The following is a 16,077-nucleotide window of genomic DNA, read 5'->3' on the forward strand; positions in this document are numbered from 1 at the left end:
CGATAATATGAAAATTAGTAATTGCTAGATTAGAATTCGTGATGGATGGTGATTATGTGTGGCTGTTTTGGAACCGTTGGGTGGGGCGGTCCGACGCATGAGGTTCTGTGGTGATTGATGTCAGGCTGTCATGCTTCGATTCCAGGGAAAGCTGTGAATCTGTTTGTCTATTTGGGGGTCTTGATCTCATGACCGGTACTTCAATGACGCGCTTGGAAGCTGGAGTCCTCACGCTCACCTTCAACCGGCCGCAAAAGAAGAATGCCTTCAACGGCGAGCTCTACGAGGCAGCGGCGCAGGCGTTGCTCGATGCCGACAGGAATGATGAGGTCCGGGTGGTCGTCCTGACGGGAGCGGGCGACAACTTCACGTCGGGCAACGACATCAAGGACTTCCTCCAGAAGCCGCCCAACAGCGAAGACAATCCGTTCCTGCGGTTCATGCGCGCCATCTCCCGCTTCGAGAAGCCGCTCGTGGCGGGCGTGGATGGCGTCGCGGTGGGCGTCGGAACGACCATGCTGCTGCACTGCGACCATGTGGTGGCCAGCGCACGCGCGATGTTCAGTATGCCTTTCGTGAACCTCGGGCTGTGCCCGGAGGGGGCCTCCAGCGTGCTGCTGCCACGCCTGGCGGGGATGTCGCTGGCTTCGGAGTTGCTGATGTTTGGCGACACTTTCGATGCGGCCACCGCGCTACGGGCGCGCATCGTGCATCAGGTGGTGCCAGAGATTGAGCTCGCGGAGGTGGTCTCCCAGCGTGCCTCGGCGCTGGCCGCCAAGCCCGTGGAGGCGCTCCGTTTGACAAAACGTCTGTTACGAGAACCGCTTCGCGCTGAAGTGGACGCGGCGCTCCAGCGCGAAGGCAAGCATCTCTTTGAGAGAATCGCGTCCGCGGAGGCCCAGGCGGTGTTTGCTGCGTTTCTCAGTGGCCGGAAATAATCTTTCTCAAAGCCAGACAAAGACAGGCCCCAGCACGGGGTCCGTGGTGAGGATAAAGGTGCCCTGGAGCAGGTCGAGCAGTTCCAGCGGCACCGCGACAGGCTTTTCCGCCGACACGGGGGCGCCTCGGTTGCCCGCGTGGATCAGCCTCCCGTCCTCGAGGAGGATGGCCCAGCTCACGTCGCCTGTTCTGTCCGAGTGAGGTTGATGGCAGTGCCGTGCCACGGCCGCGCGCGCGGGGGACGGGAGGTCCGTCAAGGGTTTCAGGCGCGCGGGGGCCTCCAGGCGCCCGTCGGAGCGGAAGCGGACCTCCATCAGGATGGCCTGGTGAGGGTTCTTCAGTGACGCCGCGACCAGGGCCGCATGGACGCGGCCGGCTTCGTCAATCCACACGCCCGGCTCCGAACCGGGAAGGCCGCGCAGTCCACGGATGAGGGTGCTCGCTGCGCGGATCAGCCGTCCGGCGCCAGTGGCGCGCACGTGCTGGACTTCCAGCCCGCCGGGGGCCTCGCTCACCAGGATGATGCTGATGCCGTTGCCCACCGATGCGGGCTGGAGCGTGGCGCGCGCCGCGATGGGGACGGAGTTGAGCTTCACCCGGCCCACCTCCTTGCCTGGGGTGACGTGCACGGCGTCCATGCTGGACTGGAACCGGATGAGGCGCAGGTCCAGGCCTCCTGCCCCGAGGAGCGGAATGAAGAGCTCACCGGCATGCGTCTCGAGCGGCGGGCGGATGAGCTGGGCGGGGGGGGCCTCCAGGTCGAAGCGGAAGGGGGTCTGGGGTGTCGCGGGGGGGGCCAGCGCGAGGAGCGAGGCGCCGTTGCGCCACAGCGTCCAGCTCACGGCCTCGCCGCCCGGCGCGTCGTTGGTCCAGGGGGCCATGGCGTCGCTGGCGCCGGGCTCGACGGTGCCCAGGACCTTCGAGGTCCTCCGGCTGGCGCCGCGCCCTTCCTCGTCCGTCTCGTCCACGAAGACGGCCTGCATCAGCAGGGAGCGTCCCTCCAATTGTTGCAGCCAGACGGCGCTCATGCCCGAGTAGGCCCCACCGCCCAGCATGACGCCCACCGAGGCCGGCCCGGGGGCGCCCGCCATGACGTCGAACTCCACCGGGGCCGACACGGCGTCGACGCCCGCCGCCCGGAGCCGCGCCGTGACCTGGTAGCGGCCGGGCTTGCGGATGGGCAGCCACTCCTGGAGTGCAACGACGGACTCCAGCGTCTGTCCGGTGCCCAGGCGCACCCGTGGCGCCACGACACCGCCGATGGGCTGCGCCAGCTCACGGGAGATGACGGCATGGTGGTTGACGTCATGGCCTTTCGGGTACTCGGGGCCGGTGACGGTGTAGGTCAGGGACTGGTCGGCGTGGCGGAAGGGGTCGGGAAGCTCCAGGGGGGTGGCGCTCTCGTTGGAGAGCAGCACGCGCACGTCCAGGTCCTCCGAGGTGACGAGCTGCGCTTTGGGGAGCCTGAGCTGGATGCGCATGGGCGTACCTCGTGACGTGGGCGTGGGGGGGGGGGCCGAGGACGTGGCGGGGCTCGACGAGGTGAGGGTCATCATGAGCAGCCACGGACCGCGCAGGAGGGCGCTCATGGCCGCGCGTTCCGTGCTCCGTCACAATCCAGGGCGTGGGTGTGCCACCCGCGGAGGCGCAGCATGCACAGGCCGCAGAAGCGCCGCTCCGACGTGAAGTCGTAGCCCATCAGGCAATCCTTCCCGTCGAGGTCGTGCCGCTTCGCCAGGGCCCCGCCAATCTTGCGGTGCACGGGGAAGGGGGCATGGGGCAGGAAGAGTTGGTGCCCGATTTCATGGGCCAGCGTCTGCTCCAGGGTGTTGAGGGTGCGGTGGTAGTTGTCCGCCGCCGCGCACTGGATGACGGCGCAGCGGTCCCGCTTGCGCGAGGGGAACTCCGACGCGAAGCCGTTCACGCGAATCCCGTCGACGGTCGTCTCCAGGTTGTAGAGCCCGGAGAACTGGAAGAGCACGATGCCCGGCGCCGTCCCCAGCGCGGAGTCGAGGGCCTGGGTGAGCAGCTCCTTCGCCCAGTCCTTGCATTGCCGGTGGTAGTCGCGCGCTGTCAGCAGGGACAGCCGTCGCTCCCGCGTGGCCGCGAGCCACCGGGGAAGGTCCGCGTCCTGGCAACGCTTCACGCGCGTCACCTCGGCCAGGAACTCCGGGTAGGTGCGGAAGGTGATGGCGTGGCCGTTCGCCGTGTATTGGTCCACCGCGGGGTCGATGGCCGCGCGAAGCTCCCAGTGCCGCGACGCCGCCACCGCCTTGGCGATGCACGCGTTGTAGTCCCGGGCACTCCAATCCGAGACGCCACCGGTCTTGTCCTCCAGTCGGAGGTAGGCGCGCTCGAAGTAGCCCTGCACGGTGGCGAGCGAGAAGCCGGAGACGCCCGCGTCCTTGCGCATGAGGCGGGAGATGTGGACCTCGCGCCAGGATTCGAAGACGCCGGTGGCGGCGCGCACGGCGGCGGGCAGCGGTCCATCGTCGTCCACGTCCAGCACCACGCCGCCATCCCTGCGGCGGTCATAGGCAAGCTGCACGGTGACTCGCCAGGCGTCTCCCGCGATGCTGGAGGGCTGGAACACCACGCCTGTGCGTCCCGCGAAGGCCCCTGTGGTCCAGGCCTGGCTGTAGGCCGCCCAGCCGCGCTTGTTGCAGGGCGTGACGCGGAAGGGGAAGACGCCGTCACGGGGCTCGGCCTGGGGCGCGTAGCCTGCCTGCCTGGGAAACACCGCCGACGACGGCGCACCGCGCTTGCCGCCCACGTCCCGGTGCGCGTTGTCGCCCTTGGGTTGTGACGTCGAACAGTGACGGTCCAGCGCATGTTTGAGGAAGGCCCGGGCCGTGGGGGCATGGTGTTCGATGGCCTCCGTCTCGTCCTCCCAGTCCCAGAGGAAGCGCACGCGGCCCAGGGCCTTCGGCGCATCCACCCGGTTGCCGCGCGAGTCCTTCAGCCAGGCTCGGGCGAACAGCGGAAGCTCCGGTCCGCTACCCCAGTGCTTGCGGTGCAGTTGGTGGTCCGTGTCATCGGACATCTCCGACGGCTTTGTCTTGAAGGCGTTCCCGACCAGCCGGATTTCAGCCTTCTCGCCGGGCGCGGGGAGCCGCTTCAACGACTGGGTCAGCTCACGGTCGCGTGGTCGCGAGAGCACCCGAGGCTCACCCAGCTCCAGGTCAACGCCCGCCACCAGGACGTGGAAGAACGTCCACGCCACGGGCGCCTGCGCCAGTCCGCTGCCTTGGAGCGTCAGCTTCAGCTTGTACGGCGAGTGCTCCACCGTGACGACGCCATCTGGGAATGTCTCCGACTCGGGCACGCGGCCATCCCATTTCCACCGGTGCTCGCCTTGGACGAGCTCCTCGCGGCTGAGTTCGCGCGACCACAGCGGCGCCGTGCGGTAGCGCGTGAAGAGCTCCAGCTTTCCGGCGCGCACCAGCCCGCCTGTATTGAGCAGGCGCCACGTCAACTCCACCGGCTCGACCTCGGGCGCGAAGTGGAAGCCGTCATCACCCCCTGTCAGCGCGGGGAAGGGCACGGGGCGGTGGCAGCGGGATTGGGGACCTCCAGGGCTGCGGAGCCGGAAGTCCGCGACGCCATGGCTGGCGGGACGGAGGCGGTTGCGGTTGCGTCCTCCGGGCGCAGCGAGGGCGACACTGGCCGTCAGTGAGATGCGTGCCATGGGTGGGGGCCTCAGGCGTCGTGCAGGCGGATGAGCTCGCGGGAGATGTCCGCGAGCTGTCCCGTTTCTGGCAGGCCATGGCGGCGCTGGAACGCTCGCACGGCGGACTTCGTCGAGGCTCCGGGCGACCCGCGCTCACCTTCAATGGCGTAGCCCAGGTTGTGCAACCGCTCCTGCGCGGCCCGGAGGGCGTCGGACTCGAATCCCGGGAGCGACTGGAGCTGCAGCGCCCAGCGGAGCGTCACCGGCTCGGACGCGGCGGCGGCGGGCGCGGCGTCCGGAAAGTCCTCATCGGCGACGGCGGGTGGGTAGGGCGGAGGCACGCCCTTGGCGGCGGCGGGAGGCGCGCTCCGGCGGGGCGGCGGCGCTGGCGGCTTGGACAGCTTCACCAGCAACTCACCCGCGGCGAGGCCCGGGACTTCGTGGCTCAGCGAGCCATCCGCCGCCGTCCTGCCGCAGTGCTCGGTGCGGCCGACCGTGAGCACGTACTCCGTATCCGCGTAGGGCACTTCCTGTGGATCCAACAGGACCAGGTGCAGCCGTCGCTGCTTCAAGATGAAGGTACTGGTGTTTCCTGTCCGGATTGGTGCCGTCCTCGGACTGACCATGCCGCGCTCCCCCCGTGCCTGGATTCGCGATGGTGTCTGTGCGTCGTTGAAGGCGTGCCCAAGGTACGGGAACCCGGAGCGCCCTCTATCACCGGAAGTTCTGGGATAACCCTGTTCTGTGCGTCGGGTTAACGGACCTCAACCTGGTGGGTCAGTCAGAGGACGCATGCATGGCCAGCCGGGCGAGCCGGAGTGATCGCTGCGCGACGAGGCCACGTTCGCGGCCGCGTGCATGCCCGGCGCGTACGGCGTGTCTATCTTGGCCACGGACGTTGAGTCTCGCTTTCTTGGAGGAGCCACGCATGCGCACCACGGACGTTGCCAGGCACGACGAAGCCAGGTGCATCTGGCCCGCACGAGCCGTGCTCGGCGAGGGCCCCTTCTGGATGGCCACCGAGGGCGCGCTCTACTGGCTCGACATCCCGGGCCGCAAGGTGCACCGGCTGGAGCTCCAGAGCGGTGCCCAGGCGAGCTGGGACACCCCTTTGCGTATCGCCTCGCTCGCGCCCCGGCGGAGTGGAGGCTTCATCGCGGGGACGGAGCGAGGCCTGGCCTTCTACGAGCCCCGGAGCGCGCGCCTGGAGCGGCTGCTGGACCCGGAGCCGGAGCGCCCCCACAACCGCTGCAATGACGGGAAGGTGGACCCACAAGGCCGCTTCTGGGTGGGCACCATGGATGACCACGAGAAGGCGCCCACCGGCGGGCTCTACCGGTTCGACGCCCAGGGACACCTCGCTCGAATCGATGAGGGCTACACCGTGACGAACGGCCCCGCCTTCAGCCCCGATGGGCGGACCCTCTATGTGAACGACTCGCCCCGGCGCGTCACCTACGCCTTCGACCTGAGCCCGGACGGCGCGGCCTCCCGTCGCCGGGAGTTCCTCCACTTCGACGAGCCCCACGGCTTCCCCGACGGAATGACGGTCGACGCGGAGGGCGGATTGTGGATTGCCTTCTACGGAGGGGGCTGCGTGCGCCGCTTCTCTCCGGACGGCGCGTGGCTGGCCGAGTACCGGCTGCCGGTGGCGAAGACGACCAGTGTCGCCTTCGCCGGGGACGCGTTGGACCGGCTGTTCGTCACCACCGGGCGGGATGGGCTCAGCGCGGAGGAACTCGAGGCCCAACCGCTGGCCGGTGGGCTCTTCGAGCTGACACCGGGCGTCCGCGGCGTCGCGCCGGTGCCCTTCGCGGGCTGACCCGGCTCAGCCTTCCTCTTCGACTTCTTCTTCGTACTGCCGCGGGGGCAGCTCGGCGGCGCGAGCCGCGCGCAGGTGCTGCACCGCGAGGAAGCCCACCGCGCCCAGGCCGAAGACGAAGACGAAGGGCCCGGGGAGCAGGCGCATGTTCAGCCCCGCGAACGCGAGCGACAGGGCCACCGCGCCCGCGGGCAGGTAGCGCGTCCAGGACGGGCGCTCCACCTCCGGACGCAGCGCCAGCAGGGCGAGCACGGCCAGCAGCGCCAGCTCCACCACCACCGACGCGGGCAAATCCCAGCCGCGCAGGTGGGTGACGCCGCCGCCGTAGCTGTAGAGAATGTCGTCGGTGGGCCGCTGCGTGGCGATGACGCGCAGCTCGGGCGGGCCCTGGGGCACTGGCGCGTTGTCCGGCACGCCCAGGTCCAGCTTCGCCGTGCCCCACGGCGCGAACAGCGCCAGCAGGCACACCGCCACGCCGCCCAGGCCCAACAACCGCGGCATCGCCAGGAGCTGCCGGGGCTCGAAGTACGCGCCCACGCCGTCCTCTCCCGCGATGACCTTGCGATACTGGTCATGGGCCACCAGCCCCACGCCCGCCACCATCAGGAGCGGTAGCACGCCCGGGCTGAGTGCGCGCAGCGCCAGCGCCACCATCACCGTGGTGGCGGTGGCGGCGGCCTCCGGCGTCATCAGCACCGCGGGCATCCGCTCGGTGAAGCCAGGCGACTGCTCCGCGGCGCGCAGCTCGCGTGCGACCAGCACCGTGCCACTCACCACCGCCAGCAGCGTCCCGAGGAGGCCCACGCCAGAGGAGGAGAGCAGGGCGGACAGGAAGACGGCGCAGCCCACCACGATGATGCCCAGCACCGTGGGCGAGTGGGCCGGCACGTGCGCCAGCCACTTCGGCCCGTCGTAGGGCGGGGCGGACTGGCCCGGGTCCGTCTTGTCCTCGGGCGGAAGCTCGGGTGCGTTACTCACGACATAGGGCCGCGAGTGCTCATCCGCCTCCTCGAGAATGTCCGCCGCATAGGCGGGCTCCGCCAGGTCACGCTGGGGCCGCGAAGAGCGGAGCGCGGCCCGGGCGCCCGTTCCCTTGGGCGGCTCGGGCATGGTCGCCCCGCAGTTCTCGCAGTACCGCAACCGGGAATTGGAGTCTTCACCACACTCCAGGCACCGCATACCGCCACCTCGTTGGGACGACAGGGGCTACTTCCGCGCTGCCTCGGCGGGGGCGGAGGGCGTGGACAGCTCCTGAATGCGCAGGGCCAGCGTCTGCGGGTCGATAGGGCCCACATGCTTGCCCCGGATGATGCCGTTGGGGTCGATGAAGTACGTCTCCGGCACGCCCGCCACGCCGTAGTCCAGCGCCATCCGCGAACGAGGATCCACCAGCTGCGGGAAGCTGGCGCCGTACTGCTGGAGGAAGCCGCGCGCGTTGTCGTCGGTGTCCTGGAACACCACCCCCAGGAACACCGCCTGCGAGCCGTACTGCCGCGCGCCCCACTCCAGCACGGGGTGTTCGACGCGGCACGGGCCGCACCAGGACGCCCAGAAGTTGATGACCACCGGCCGGCCCTTCAGGTCGGCCAGGCTCACCTTCTCTCCGCTGTCCAGCGCGCGCAGCCCGAAGTCCGGGGCCGGCTTGCCCTTCATCATGAAGGGGACTTCGTGCGGGTTGCGCCCGAAGCCCTTGAACAACACGAAGAGCAGGCCCGCGCAGAGGACCACGAAGCCCAGCGTGTAACGCCAGCCCTTCATCAGGCGGCCCCTCGCTCGGCGTCACCACCCGTGAGCGGGGATGGGCCCACCGCCGGCGCGCCCGCCATGGCCACGGCGGCCTTCCGGCGCGGCCACAGCGCGATGAGGGTGCCCAGCACCAGCAGGGGGATGCTCCACCAGATCCACCCGACGAGCGGGAAGACCCAGATGTTGATGCTCGCCGTGCCGGCCTGCTCGGAGAAGGCCATCAGCGACACGTAGAGGTCCTCGGCCGGCGTCTCCCGGACACCGGGGGTGCCAATGGGGTCCGTGCTGCGCTCGTAGTAGTTGAGCCGCGGCTTCAGCTCGGAGACCTTGCCGCCCGGGGACGTCACCTCCATGCGCGCCGCCACGTAGGTGCGGTGGGGCTCCTCGCCGCTGACCAGGCCCAGGTACTTCATCTGGTAGCCGCCCAGCTCGATGACCTGCCCCTTCTTCAGCGTGCCGGAGGTGTGCTTCACGTACGCGGAGGACGCGGCCACCGCGACGATGATGAGCACGATGCCCAGGTGCACCACGTAGCCGCCGAAGCGGCGCTGGGCCTTGAGCGCGCTGGTGGTCAGCGCGGCGACGAAGCCTTCCTTGCGCTCGGACATGCGCACCCGCACCGGCGCCACCAGCTCCCGCACCGTGATGACGGTGACGAAGCCCGCCAGACCGAAGGTCATCAGCGGGTACACGCCGCGCAGGCCCACCGCGAAGCACGCCGCCGTCACCACCAGCCCCACCACGGAGGGGATGATGAACTGCCGGCGCAGCGTGGCCGGATCCGGCTTGCCCCAGGGGAGCACCGGGCCCACGCCCATCAGGAAGAGCACCGCGATGCCGCCCGGCACCGCCATCTTGTTGAAGTACGGCTCACCCACGCTCACGCGCACGCCGCGGACCGCCTCGGAGATGAGCGGGTACAGCGTGCCCAGCAGCACCGTGAAGGTGATGGCGACGAACACCAGGTTGTTCACCAGGATGCTCGCCTCGCGAGACAGCGGCGAGGCCAGCTGGCCTTCCGGCACCAGCAGCGGACCGCGCACCGCCAGCAGGCCCACGCACAGCACCAGCAGGACGCCCAGGAACACCAGGAAGGTGGGGCCGATGTCGGACTGGGTGAACGAGTGCACCGAGTTGAAGATGCCCGAGCGCGTCATGAACGTGCCCAGGATGGTGAGCACGAAGGACGCGAGCGCGAGGCTGAGCGTCCACAGCTTCAGCATCCGCTTGCGCTCCTGCACCATGGTGGAGTGCATGAACGCCGTCGCCGTCAGCCAGGGCAGGAAGGACGCGTTCTCCACCGGATCCCACGCCCAGTAGCCGCCCCAGCCCAGCACGGCATAGGCCCACCAGGCGCCCAGGATGATGCCAATGGACAGGAAGAGCCACGCCACCAGCGTCCAGCGCCGCAGGGGCGCCATCCACGCTTCGCCAATCTCGCCGCGCAGCAGGCCCGCCACCGCGACGCCGAAGGGCACCGTCATGCCCACGTAGCCCAGGTACAGCATGGGCGGGTGGATGACCATCAGGATGTGGTTCTGCAGCAGCGGGTTGGGGCCGGGGCCGTCCCCCGGCACCGGGGTCACCGCGCCCCAGGGGTTGGCCGGGCCCGCGATGAGGAAGGCGAAGAAGACGCCCACCGCCAGCATGGTGCCCAGCGCCAGCTGCATGTACCGCGCGTGCTCGCGCCGGTGGATGAAGGCGAAGACGGCGATGTATCCGCCCATGATGAGGCCCCAGAAGAGGATGGACCCCTCCAGGGCGCTCCACAGCGAGACGATGGTGTAGACCAGCGGCGTGGCCCGGCTGCCCACCTGCGCCACGTAGCGCACGCTGAAGTCGTGCGTGACGAGCGCGTGGACCATCACCAGGTTGGAGCCCACCATGCAGGCGGCGAAGCCCCACACCGCGCGCAGCACCCACGGGAAGCCCGCGTCACTACGACGCAGGCCGCTCACCAGGCCCACGAGCGCGCCGAAGGCCGCGAACGCGAGCCCTCCGAGCACCAGGCCGTAGCCAACGGTTCCGTTCACTTCGCACCCATGGCGGTGGCGTCGGAGAGCGTCTCCTGCCACTGACGAGGATCCTCACCCTCCTTGGGGGCGCGGTACTCGTTGGAGTGGTTCACCATCAGCCGGTTGGAGCTGAAGACGCCGGACTTGTCGTAGGTGCCTTCCACGACGACGCCAATCTTGTCGCGGAACATCTGCGGCGGCGTCTCCGTGGCGCGCACCAGCACGCTGGGCGCGCCTTCCTTGACGTCATCCGCCACGCGGAATTGCAGGGTGGTGTGCTCGGCGTTCCACTGGATGCTGCCTGCCTCCACCACGCCACCCAGGCGGATGGTGGCCGAGTACGCCTTGTCACCCTGGCCCAGCATCTCCGACGGGCTCCAGTAGTAGACGAGGTTCTCACCGATGTTGCCGAAGGCCACGAATCCCAGGCCGGCCCCCGCGACGAGCAGGGCCCCCAGGGCAATCAGACGGTTGCGAGCGACGGGGGACATGGCAACTCACTCCTTGGCGTCGGTGGGGGCTTTGGGCCGACGAACCCACAGGGACACAGCGTAGAGAACGAGCATGGCGACTGTAATGCCGTAGCAGGCCCAGACATAGCCCCAGCCGCCAACGATGCGGCCGCTGCCCACCTGTCCGGGCGCCGCCGCGAGGAGCCACAGCATCTGCGTGGAAAGCGTCATCATGTTCAGGCCACCCCCGAGGAGTTGGCGCCACCCGCGGCGGCGAGGTCCGACGGCAGCGCATCCGGGAGGGCCACCTCTGCCTGGCGCTCGGCCAGGGCCTGGCGGTAGCGCAGCACCAGGAACCAGAGGGTGAGGAACAGCATGCCGAACGCCGAAACGCGCAGGGCCAGCGTCATCTCCGGGTCCACCGTCTTCGGCGTGGACTGCACCTGGTGCAGGCTGCGCCACCACCGCACGGAGAACCACACGATGGGCAGGTTGATGGCGCCGATGATGGCCACCACCGAACTCCACGTGGCGCGCTTCTCCGGGTCCTCTACGAAGCGCCGCAGCACCAGGTAGCCGGTGTACGTCACCAGCATGATGGCCTGCGAGGTCAGGCGCGGATCCCAGGACCAGTAGACGCCCCAGGTCGGCCGGCCCCAGATGGCGCCGGTGATCATCCCCGCGGTGCCCAGCACCAGGCCAATCTCCGCGGACGCCTCGGCGGCGGCATCCAGCTTCCAGCTCGCCTTCATGAGGTAGCTGATGGCCACCCCGAAGTTGATGGCCATGGCCACCATGGCCACCCACTGGAGCGGGACGTGGACGTACATGATGCGCTGCACGTCACCCATCTCACGGTCCGGCGGTGCCCACGCCAGTCCCAGCCACCACCCCGCGGCGAGAACGACCAGGGCCAGCGCCGGCAGGCCCCACTTGATGAACTTTCCCATCCGTCAGTCCTCGATGATCCGCGGGAACAGCAAGAAGCCTACGCCCCAATAAATCAGATTGAATCCGCCTAAAAGCCCCGCCCATGAGTCAAACTGACGCATGGGGTCTCCCTGAAGTACGAGCGTGGTCGCCTTGGCCGCGGAGAGGAGGGCTGGGATGACCAGCGGGAACAATAGCAACGGCAGGAGCACATCCCGTGCCCGGGCATTGCTTGAAATCGCAGCGTAGACGGTTCCTGGGGCGCTCAAGGCCAGGCTGCCGAGCAGGAGGATGAGCCCCAGGTCCACCACGCTGGTGACGATGCGCACCCCGTACAGGGCCACCATGACGGGCACCAGCAGGACGCCCAGGGCCGTCAGCAGCAGGGTGTTGCCCAGGGCCTTGGACAGGAAGATGGCGCGGGCGTCGGCGGGCGCCAGCCGGATGCCGTCCATGCACGCGTTCTCCGACTCGACGCGGAACGACTCGCCCAGGGCGAGCACGCTGGCGAAGAGGATGGCCAACCAGAAGTAACCACCGGCGTTCTTCTCCAGCAGCTTCGTGTCGGGGCCCAGCGCGAAGGAGAACATCAGCAGCGTGGCCAGCGCGAAGAAGATGATGGCGTTGAGGCGCGCGCGGGTGCGCCACTCGATGAGCAGGTCCTTGCGCAGCAGCGCCAGGGTCGCCGTCAAAAGGCCGATGGGGCGGGGACGCGAGGTGCTCATGCCGCCACCGCCCGGCCTTCCTGCAGGTGAAGGCGTTCTTCACACAGCGTCAGGCCTTGCTCGATGAGGTGGGTGGCCAGGATGACGGTGACGCCGCTGGCCTTGAGCTCCGCGATGATGGCCTCCATGTCGCGGATGCCGGCGGGGTCCAGCTCGCCGAAGGGCTCGTCGAGCAGCGCGATGGACGGCGCCTTGAGCAGCAGGCGGGCAATCGCCAGGCGCTTGCGCATGCCGGCGCTGAAGCTGCGGACCGGGCTGTCGGAGCGGCGGTCGAGCCCCACCCGGGTCAGCTCGGCGCTGGCGGCGTCAGCGGGCGAGGGCCGTCCCAAAAGCCGGGCCAGCACCGTGAGGTTCTGGTGCGCGGTGAGGTCCTCATAGAGGAAGCTGGCGTGCGACAGCAGCGCCACGTCTCGGCGCACCGCGTCGCGCTCCACCACCGCGTCGCGGCCGAGCACCTCCACCCGGCCCGCGGTGGGACTCAGGGCGGTGGCCAGCAGGCGCAGCAGGGTCGTCTTCCCGGAACCGTTGTGGCCGGTCAGCAGCAGCGAGCGTCCGGCGGGGAGCGCGTACGTGAGACGCGCCAGGGCCCACCGGCGGCCATACCGCTTGCTGACGTCATGCAGGGCAAGCGCGGGGGCGGCGGAGAGGGGAGGCATCGGCGGGGGCGTTCGTATCCGGAAACCAGAACGTCCACCAGTGAAACCCAAGGTGGTGGCCTGGACGGAGAAAGGGCGAGCCCGTCGGGAGGAAAGGTTTTCCTCCCTATGTGGTCGGAGGTGCCCGCCGGGGGCCTCCGGGGTTCCACGGAGGGGAACGTCCACTGCTCACCACGCGACCCGTTCGGACGGATGGCCCTCTCGACTGCCCGGTCCGGGGTGCCCAACCTCCTGGCACCTCCCCTGCAACGGTGCGCGGGCATGCGAGGCGGACTCAGCTGATCCGCGCGGAGGGCGTGAATGGCGACGGGCAAGGTGGTGCGAAGAGCGGTCAAGGCGGCGGCGGCGGGGATGATCCATTACAGCGGGATGCGGCGGGCAATGGCCGCGTATCGGCGCTCCCAGTCTGGCGGGAGGCGCATCCTCATCGTGAGCTACCACCGCGTGGTGAGCGACTTCACCGGGGAGCTGCAGCGCTCGATTCCCGGGCTGCTCATCTCCCAGGAGACCTTCCGCCGGCACCTGGAGGAGGCGCACGCGGCGGGCTTCGAGCTGGCCTCCATCGGTGACGCGGTGGACGTCATGAATGGCCGCCGGGTGGCGAAGAAGGACCTGTGCGTCGTCACGTTCGACGACGGCTACCGCGACGTCTACCGGTACGCCTATCCGGTGCTCAAGGAGATGGGCATTCCGGCCATCACCTACCTGCCCACGGCGTTCATCAACACCGACAAGCGCTTCAACCACGACCGGCTGTTCCACCTGCTTCGCCGTGTCCAGGAGCGCCGCTTCCGGCCGTTCTACGACTCGCTGCCCGCGCCCGCGCTGCAACTGCTGGGGCCCATCCTCTCCGGGCAGAAGACGGTGTCGGCGTCGCTGGACGACTTCATCGGCGAGCACCCCACGCGCGTGCTGACGGAGATCATCGACGCGCTGGAGCAGCAGCTCGGCGGCGGCGCGGACCTGCTGCCGGAGCAGGGCGACATCATGAACTGGGACGAGGTGCGCCGCATGGCGCGCGACGGCTTCGAGTTCGGCGCGCACACGCTGGGCCACACGGTGCTGACGCTGGAGCCGCAGGAGGTGGTGGAGCGCGAGATCCTGGAGTCCAAGCGCGCCATCGAGCGCGAGGTGGGCATCACCGTGCGCGACTTCGCCTACTGCAACGGCTGGTACTCGGACGAGGTCATCCGCGTGCTATCGGCCAACGGCTTCCGTTCCGGTGTCACCACGGAGGACATGCCCAACCGCATTGGCGGTGACCCGTTCACCCTCAAGCGCAAGGTGCTGTGGGAGAACTTCAGCCTGGGCATGCTCGGCGACTACTCGTCGGCACTCACCGGCTGCCAGCTGGATGACTGCTTCGGGGTGCTGGGCATGAGCAGCCCGGTGCCGGGGAAGCGCCCCCATTTCATCAGCGCCCCCACCGTGGGAAACCAGTTGAGCAGTGCCCCGGTGCGGGTGAGCCCCAAGCCAGCGACCAGCAATGAAATCGTGGTGGGTCCGGAGACCGCCACGACCATCCAGGAGGCTCCGTGAGCGGAAGTTCCACGTCGGCCGCGTCCGGGGGCTCGTTCCTCGGGCGCGCCGGCCCCTTGGTGTTGGCCCGGCTGTTCACCGCCGGGCTGACGCTGTCCATTCCCCTCGTGCTCGCCCGGGTGCTGAACCTGGACGACTACGGGACGTACTACCAGCTGTTCCTCATCGCCACGACGCTCTACTACGTCCTGCCGTTCGGCGTGGTGCAGAGCCTCTACTACTTCCTGCCTCGCACGGACGCGAAGCGGCCCTTCCTGGGGCAGACGCTGCTGTTCATGTCCGCCATGGGCCTGGTGGGCGCGGGAGCGGTGTGGGCGCTGCTCGGGCATGTGGCGGGCTGGTTCTCCAACCCCGCGCTGGCCGAGTACCGCCTGCCGCTGGCCGCGTACACCGCCTTCCTGCTGGGGAGCTTCCCGCTGGAGGTGTCCCTCACCTCGCAGGGCCGCACGAAGGCGTCCGCGGTCGTGTACCTGGTATCGGACGCGGTGCGGGCCTCGGTGATGGTGGTGCCACCACTCCTGGGCGCCTCGCTCTACGGAATGATGATGGCGGTGGCGGCCTTCGCGGGCCTCCGCTACCTGGCGACGTGGGTGGTGTCGCTGCGCGGTGCCACCGGACCTTTGGTGGACGGCCAGCGCTTCCGCGAGCAACTGACCTACGCGGCGCCGTTCGGCGCGGCGATGCTGTTGGCCATTCCGCAGCAGAACGCGCACCTGTACGCGGTGGCGGGCGCGGTGGCGCCGGCGCTGTACGCGCTCTATCGCGTCGGCTGCTTCCAACTGCCGGTGGTGGACCTCTTGTACACGCCCACCAGCGAGGTGCTGATGGTGCGGCTGGGCGAACTGGAGCGCGAGGGCCGCCTGGAAGAGGGCGTGGAGGCCTTCCGCGAAGCGGCCGGGAAGCTGGCCTACTTCTTCCTGCCTTTCGCGGCGTTCCTCTTCTCGGCGGCGCCGGAGTTCATCGGGGCGATGTTCGGTGAGAAGTTCCTGCCCGCGGTGCCCGTCTTCCGCATCAGCGTGCTGGGCGTGGTGCTCTCCATCCTCCCCATGGACGGGACGCTGCGCGCCCGGGGGCAGACGCGGGCCATCTTCGCGTCCTACGCGGTGAAGGCGGCGGTGACGGTGCCGCTGGTGTGGCTGGGTGTGAAGCACTTCGGGCTGATGGGCGGCATCGGCTCGTGGGCGCTGGCGGAGGTGGTGGGCAAGGCCATGCTGCTGGCCCGGGTGCCCGCGGCGCTGTCCACGCCGGAGCGGAAGCTGGGCGTGGCGGACGTGGTTCCCTGGCAGTCGCTGGGCAAGGCCACGCTGGCGGCGTGCGCGGCGGCGGCGGCGGTGTTCGTCCTGCGGGCTGGTTCCCACGGGGCCTGGGCGCACCTGCCCACGGGCTTCCTGTGGCGCGTGCTGCCGCTGGCGGTGGCCGGGGCACTGTTCTTCATCGGATACCTGGTGGTGCTGCACTTCACGGGGGTGCGGCCGCTCAGCCTGATCGCGGGGCTGCGAGCGCGAAGGGCGGGGTAGCGCACTTCCCTCCCTGCGGGGCGGTACCTAGTTTGGTGCGGGTCGGAACAAGGGGATTGGGAGACG

General features: G+C 69.3%; 15 protein-coding genes. 4 read left to right on the forward strand and 11 right to left on the reverse strand.

The window, feature by feature from the left end:
• The first annotated feature begins 110 nt into the window (after positions 1–110).
• A complete protein-coding gene (locus BHS09_RS16200) occupies positions 111–938 on the forward strand; it encodes an enoyl-CoA hydratase-related protein (RefSeq protein WP_237078331.1) in 828 nt (275 codons plus the stop codon).
• 6 nt (positions 939–944) lie between these two features.
• Here BHS09_RS16200 and BHS09_RS16205 read toward each other — a convergent pair whose 3' ends face one another.
• From BHS09_RS16205 to BHS09_RS16215, 3 genes are all read right to left on the reverse strand, one after another.
• Positions 945–2,420 (reverse strand): hypothetical protein, encoded by a 1,476-nt coding sequence (locus BHS09_RS16205; protein ID WP_237080380.1) that lies wholly within the window; start codon positions 2,418–2,420, stop codon positions 945–947.
• A gap of 104 nt (positions 2,421–2,524) precedes the next feature.
• Positions 2,525–4,627 carry a hypothetical protein gene (locus tag BHS09_RS16210; RefSeq protein ID WP_140798317.1) on the reverse strand — a complete coding sequence of 701 codons (2,103 nt, stop codon included), beginning with the start codon at positions 4,625–4,627 and terminating at the stop codon, positions 2,525–2,527.
• An 11-nt stretch (positions 4,628–4,638) separates the two neighbouring features.
• Positions 4,639–5,181 carry a peptidoglycan-binding domain-containing protein gene (locus BHS09_RS16215; RefSeq protein WP_237078333.1) on the reverse strand — a complete coding sequence of 181 codons (543 nt, stop codon included), beginning with the start codon at positions 5,179–5,181 and terminating at the stop codon, positions 4,639–4,641.
• 356 nt (positions 5,182–5,537) lie between these two features.
• Between BHS09_RS16215 and BHS09_RS16220 the strand changes: the two genes are divergently transcribed.
• On the forward strand, positions 5,538–6,431 hold the full coding sequence (locus BHS09_RS16220) for an SMP-30/gluconolactonase/LRE family protein (RefSeq protein ID WP_140791104.1): 894 nt from the start codon (positions 5,538–5,540) through the stop codon (positions 6,429–6,431).
• A 6-nt stretch (positions 6,432–6,437) separates the two neighbouring features.
• Here BHS09_RS16220 and BHS09_RS16225 read toward each other — a convergent pair whose 3' ends face one another.
• The 8 genes from BHS09_RS16225 to ccmA all read right to left on the reverse strand — a co-directional run bounded on the left by BHS09_RS16225 (position 6,438) and on the right by ccmA (position 12,955).
• A complete protein-coding gene (locus BHS09_RS16225; RefSeq protein ID WP_237080381.1) occupies positions 6,438–7,541 on the reverse strand; it encodes a zinc ribbon domain-containing protein in 1,104 nt (367 codons plus the stop codon).
• Between the two features lie 96 nt (positions 7,542–7,637).
• On the reverse strand, positions 7,638–8,189 hold the full coding sequence (locus tag BHS09_RS16230) for a TlpA family protein disulfide reductase (protein WP_140791107.1): 552 nt from the start codon (positions 8,187–8,189) through the stop codon (positions 7,638–7,640).
• The gene (locus tag BHS09_RS16235) at positions 8,189–10,210 is read right to left on the reverse strand and encodes a heme lyase CcmF/NrfE family subunit (RefSeq protein WP_140798319.1); all 2,022 of its coding nucleotides are present in this window, start codon (positions 10,208–10,210) and stop codon (positions 8,189–8,191) included. The genes BHS09_RS16230 and BHS09_RS16235 overlap by 1 nt, the downstream gene beginning before the upstream one ends.
• The gene (locus BHS09_RS16240) at positions 10,207–10,683 is read right to left on the reverse strand and encodes a cytochrome c maturation protein CcmE (protein ID WP_011553299.1); all 477 of its coding nucleotides are present in this window, start codon (positions 10,681–10,683) and stop codon (positions 10,207–10,209) included. Before BHS09_RS16240 ends, BHS09_RS16235 begins: the two co-directional genes overlap by 4 nt.
• 6 nt (positions 10,684–10,689) lie before the next feature.
• Entirely contained in the window at positions 10,690–10,878 is a 189-nt protein-coding gene (locus BHS09_RS16245; protein WP_140791110.1) for a heme exporter protein CcmD, read from the reverse strand.
• A gap of 2 nt (positions 10,879–10,880) precedes the next feature.
• On the reverse strand, positions 10,881–11,594 hold the full coding sequence (ccsA, locus tag BHS09_RS16250) for a cytochrome c biogenesis protein CcsA (protein WP_140791111.1): 714 nt from the start codon (positions 11,592–11,594) through the stop codon (positions 10,881–10,883).
• Between the two features lie 3 nt (positions 11,595–11,597).
• Positions 11,598–12,299, reverse strand: a complete 702-nt coding sequence (locus BHS09_RS16255; protein WP_140791112.1) for a heme exporter protein CcmB — start codon at positions 12,297–12,299, stop codon at positions 11,598–11,600.
• Positions 12,296–12,955, reverse strand: coding sequence for a heme ABC exporter ATP-binding protein CcmA (ccmA, locus tag BHS09_RS16260; RefSeq protein ID WP_140791113.1), 660 nt, complete (start codon positions 12,953–12,955; stop codon positions 12,296–12,298). Before ccmA ends, BHS09_RS16255 begins: the two co-directional genes overlap by 4 nt.
• Positions 12,956–13,336: 381 nt before the next feature.
• Here ccmA and exoL point away from each other — a divergent pair, with 381 nt between their 5' ends.
• A complete protein-coding gene (gene exoL / locus BHS09_RS16265) occupies positions 13,337–14,494 on the forward strand; it encodes a spore coat polysaccharide deacetylase ExoL (RefSeq protein WP_140800689.1) in 1,158 nt (385 codons plus the stop codon).
• Positions 14,491–16,011 carry a spore coat polysaccharide flippase ExoM gene (exoM, locus tag BHS09_RS16270; RefSeq protein ID WP_140798320.1) on the forward strand — a complete coding sequence of 507 codons (1,521 nt, stop codon included), beginning with the start codon at positions 14,491–14,493 and terminating at the stop codon, positions 16,009–16,011. The genes exoL and exoM overlap by 4 nt, the downstream gene beginning before the upstream one ends.
• Positions 16,012–16,077 lie beyond the last annotated feature (66 nt).

Source organism: Myxococcus xanthus (assembly GCF_006402735.1).
Classification (GTDB): Bacteria; Myxococcota; Myxococcia; order Myxococcales; family Myxococcaceae; genus Myxococcus; species Myxococcus xanthus_A.

Coding starts and splice junctions, on each gene's coding strand:
- BHS09_RS16220 (WP_140791104.1), top strand. CDS start 5,538: ATGCGCACCACGGACGTTGCCAGGCACGACGAAGCCAGGTGCATCTGG.
- BHS09_RS16210 (WP_140798317.1), bottom strand. CDS start 4,627: ATGGCACGCATCTCACTGACGGCCAGTGTCGCCCTCGCTGCGCCCGGA.
- BHS09_RS16205 (WP_237080380.1), bottom strand. CDS start 2,420: ATGCGCATCCAGCTCAGGCTCCCCAAAGCGCAGCTCGTCACCTCGGAG.
- ccmA (WP_140791113.1), bottom strand. CDS start 12,955: ATGCCTCCCCTCTCCGCCGCCCCCGCGCTTGCCCTGCATGACGTCAGC.
- BHS09_RS16225 (WP_237080381.1), bottom strand. CDS start 7,541: ATGCCCGAGCCGCCCAAGGGAACGGGCGCCCGGGCCGCGCTCCGCTCT.
- BHS09_RS16240 (WP_011553299.1), bottom strand. CDS start 10,683: ATGTCCCCCGTCGCTCGCAACCGTCTGATTGCCCTGGGGGCCCTGCTC.
- BHS09_RS16255 (WP_140791112.1), bottom strand. CDS start 12,299: ATGAGCACCTCGCGTCCCCGCCCCATCGGCCTTTTGACGGCGACCCTG.
- ccsA (WP_140791111.1), bottom strand. CDS start 11,594: ATGGGAAAGTTCATCAAGTGGGGCCTGCCGGCGCTGGCCCTGGTCGTT.
- BHS09_RS16245 (WP_140791110.1), bottom strand. CDS start 10,878: ATGATGACGCTTTCCACGCAGATGCTGTGGCTCCTCGCGGCGGCGCCC.
- exoL (WP_140800689.1), top strand. CDS start 13,337: ATGGCCGCGTATCGGCGCTCCCAGTCTGGCGGGAGGCGCATCCTCATC.
- BHS09_RS16230 (WP_140791107.1), bottom strand. CDS start 8,189: ATGAAGGGCTGGCGTTACACGCTGGGCTTCGTGGTCCTCTGCGCGGGC.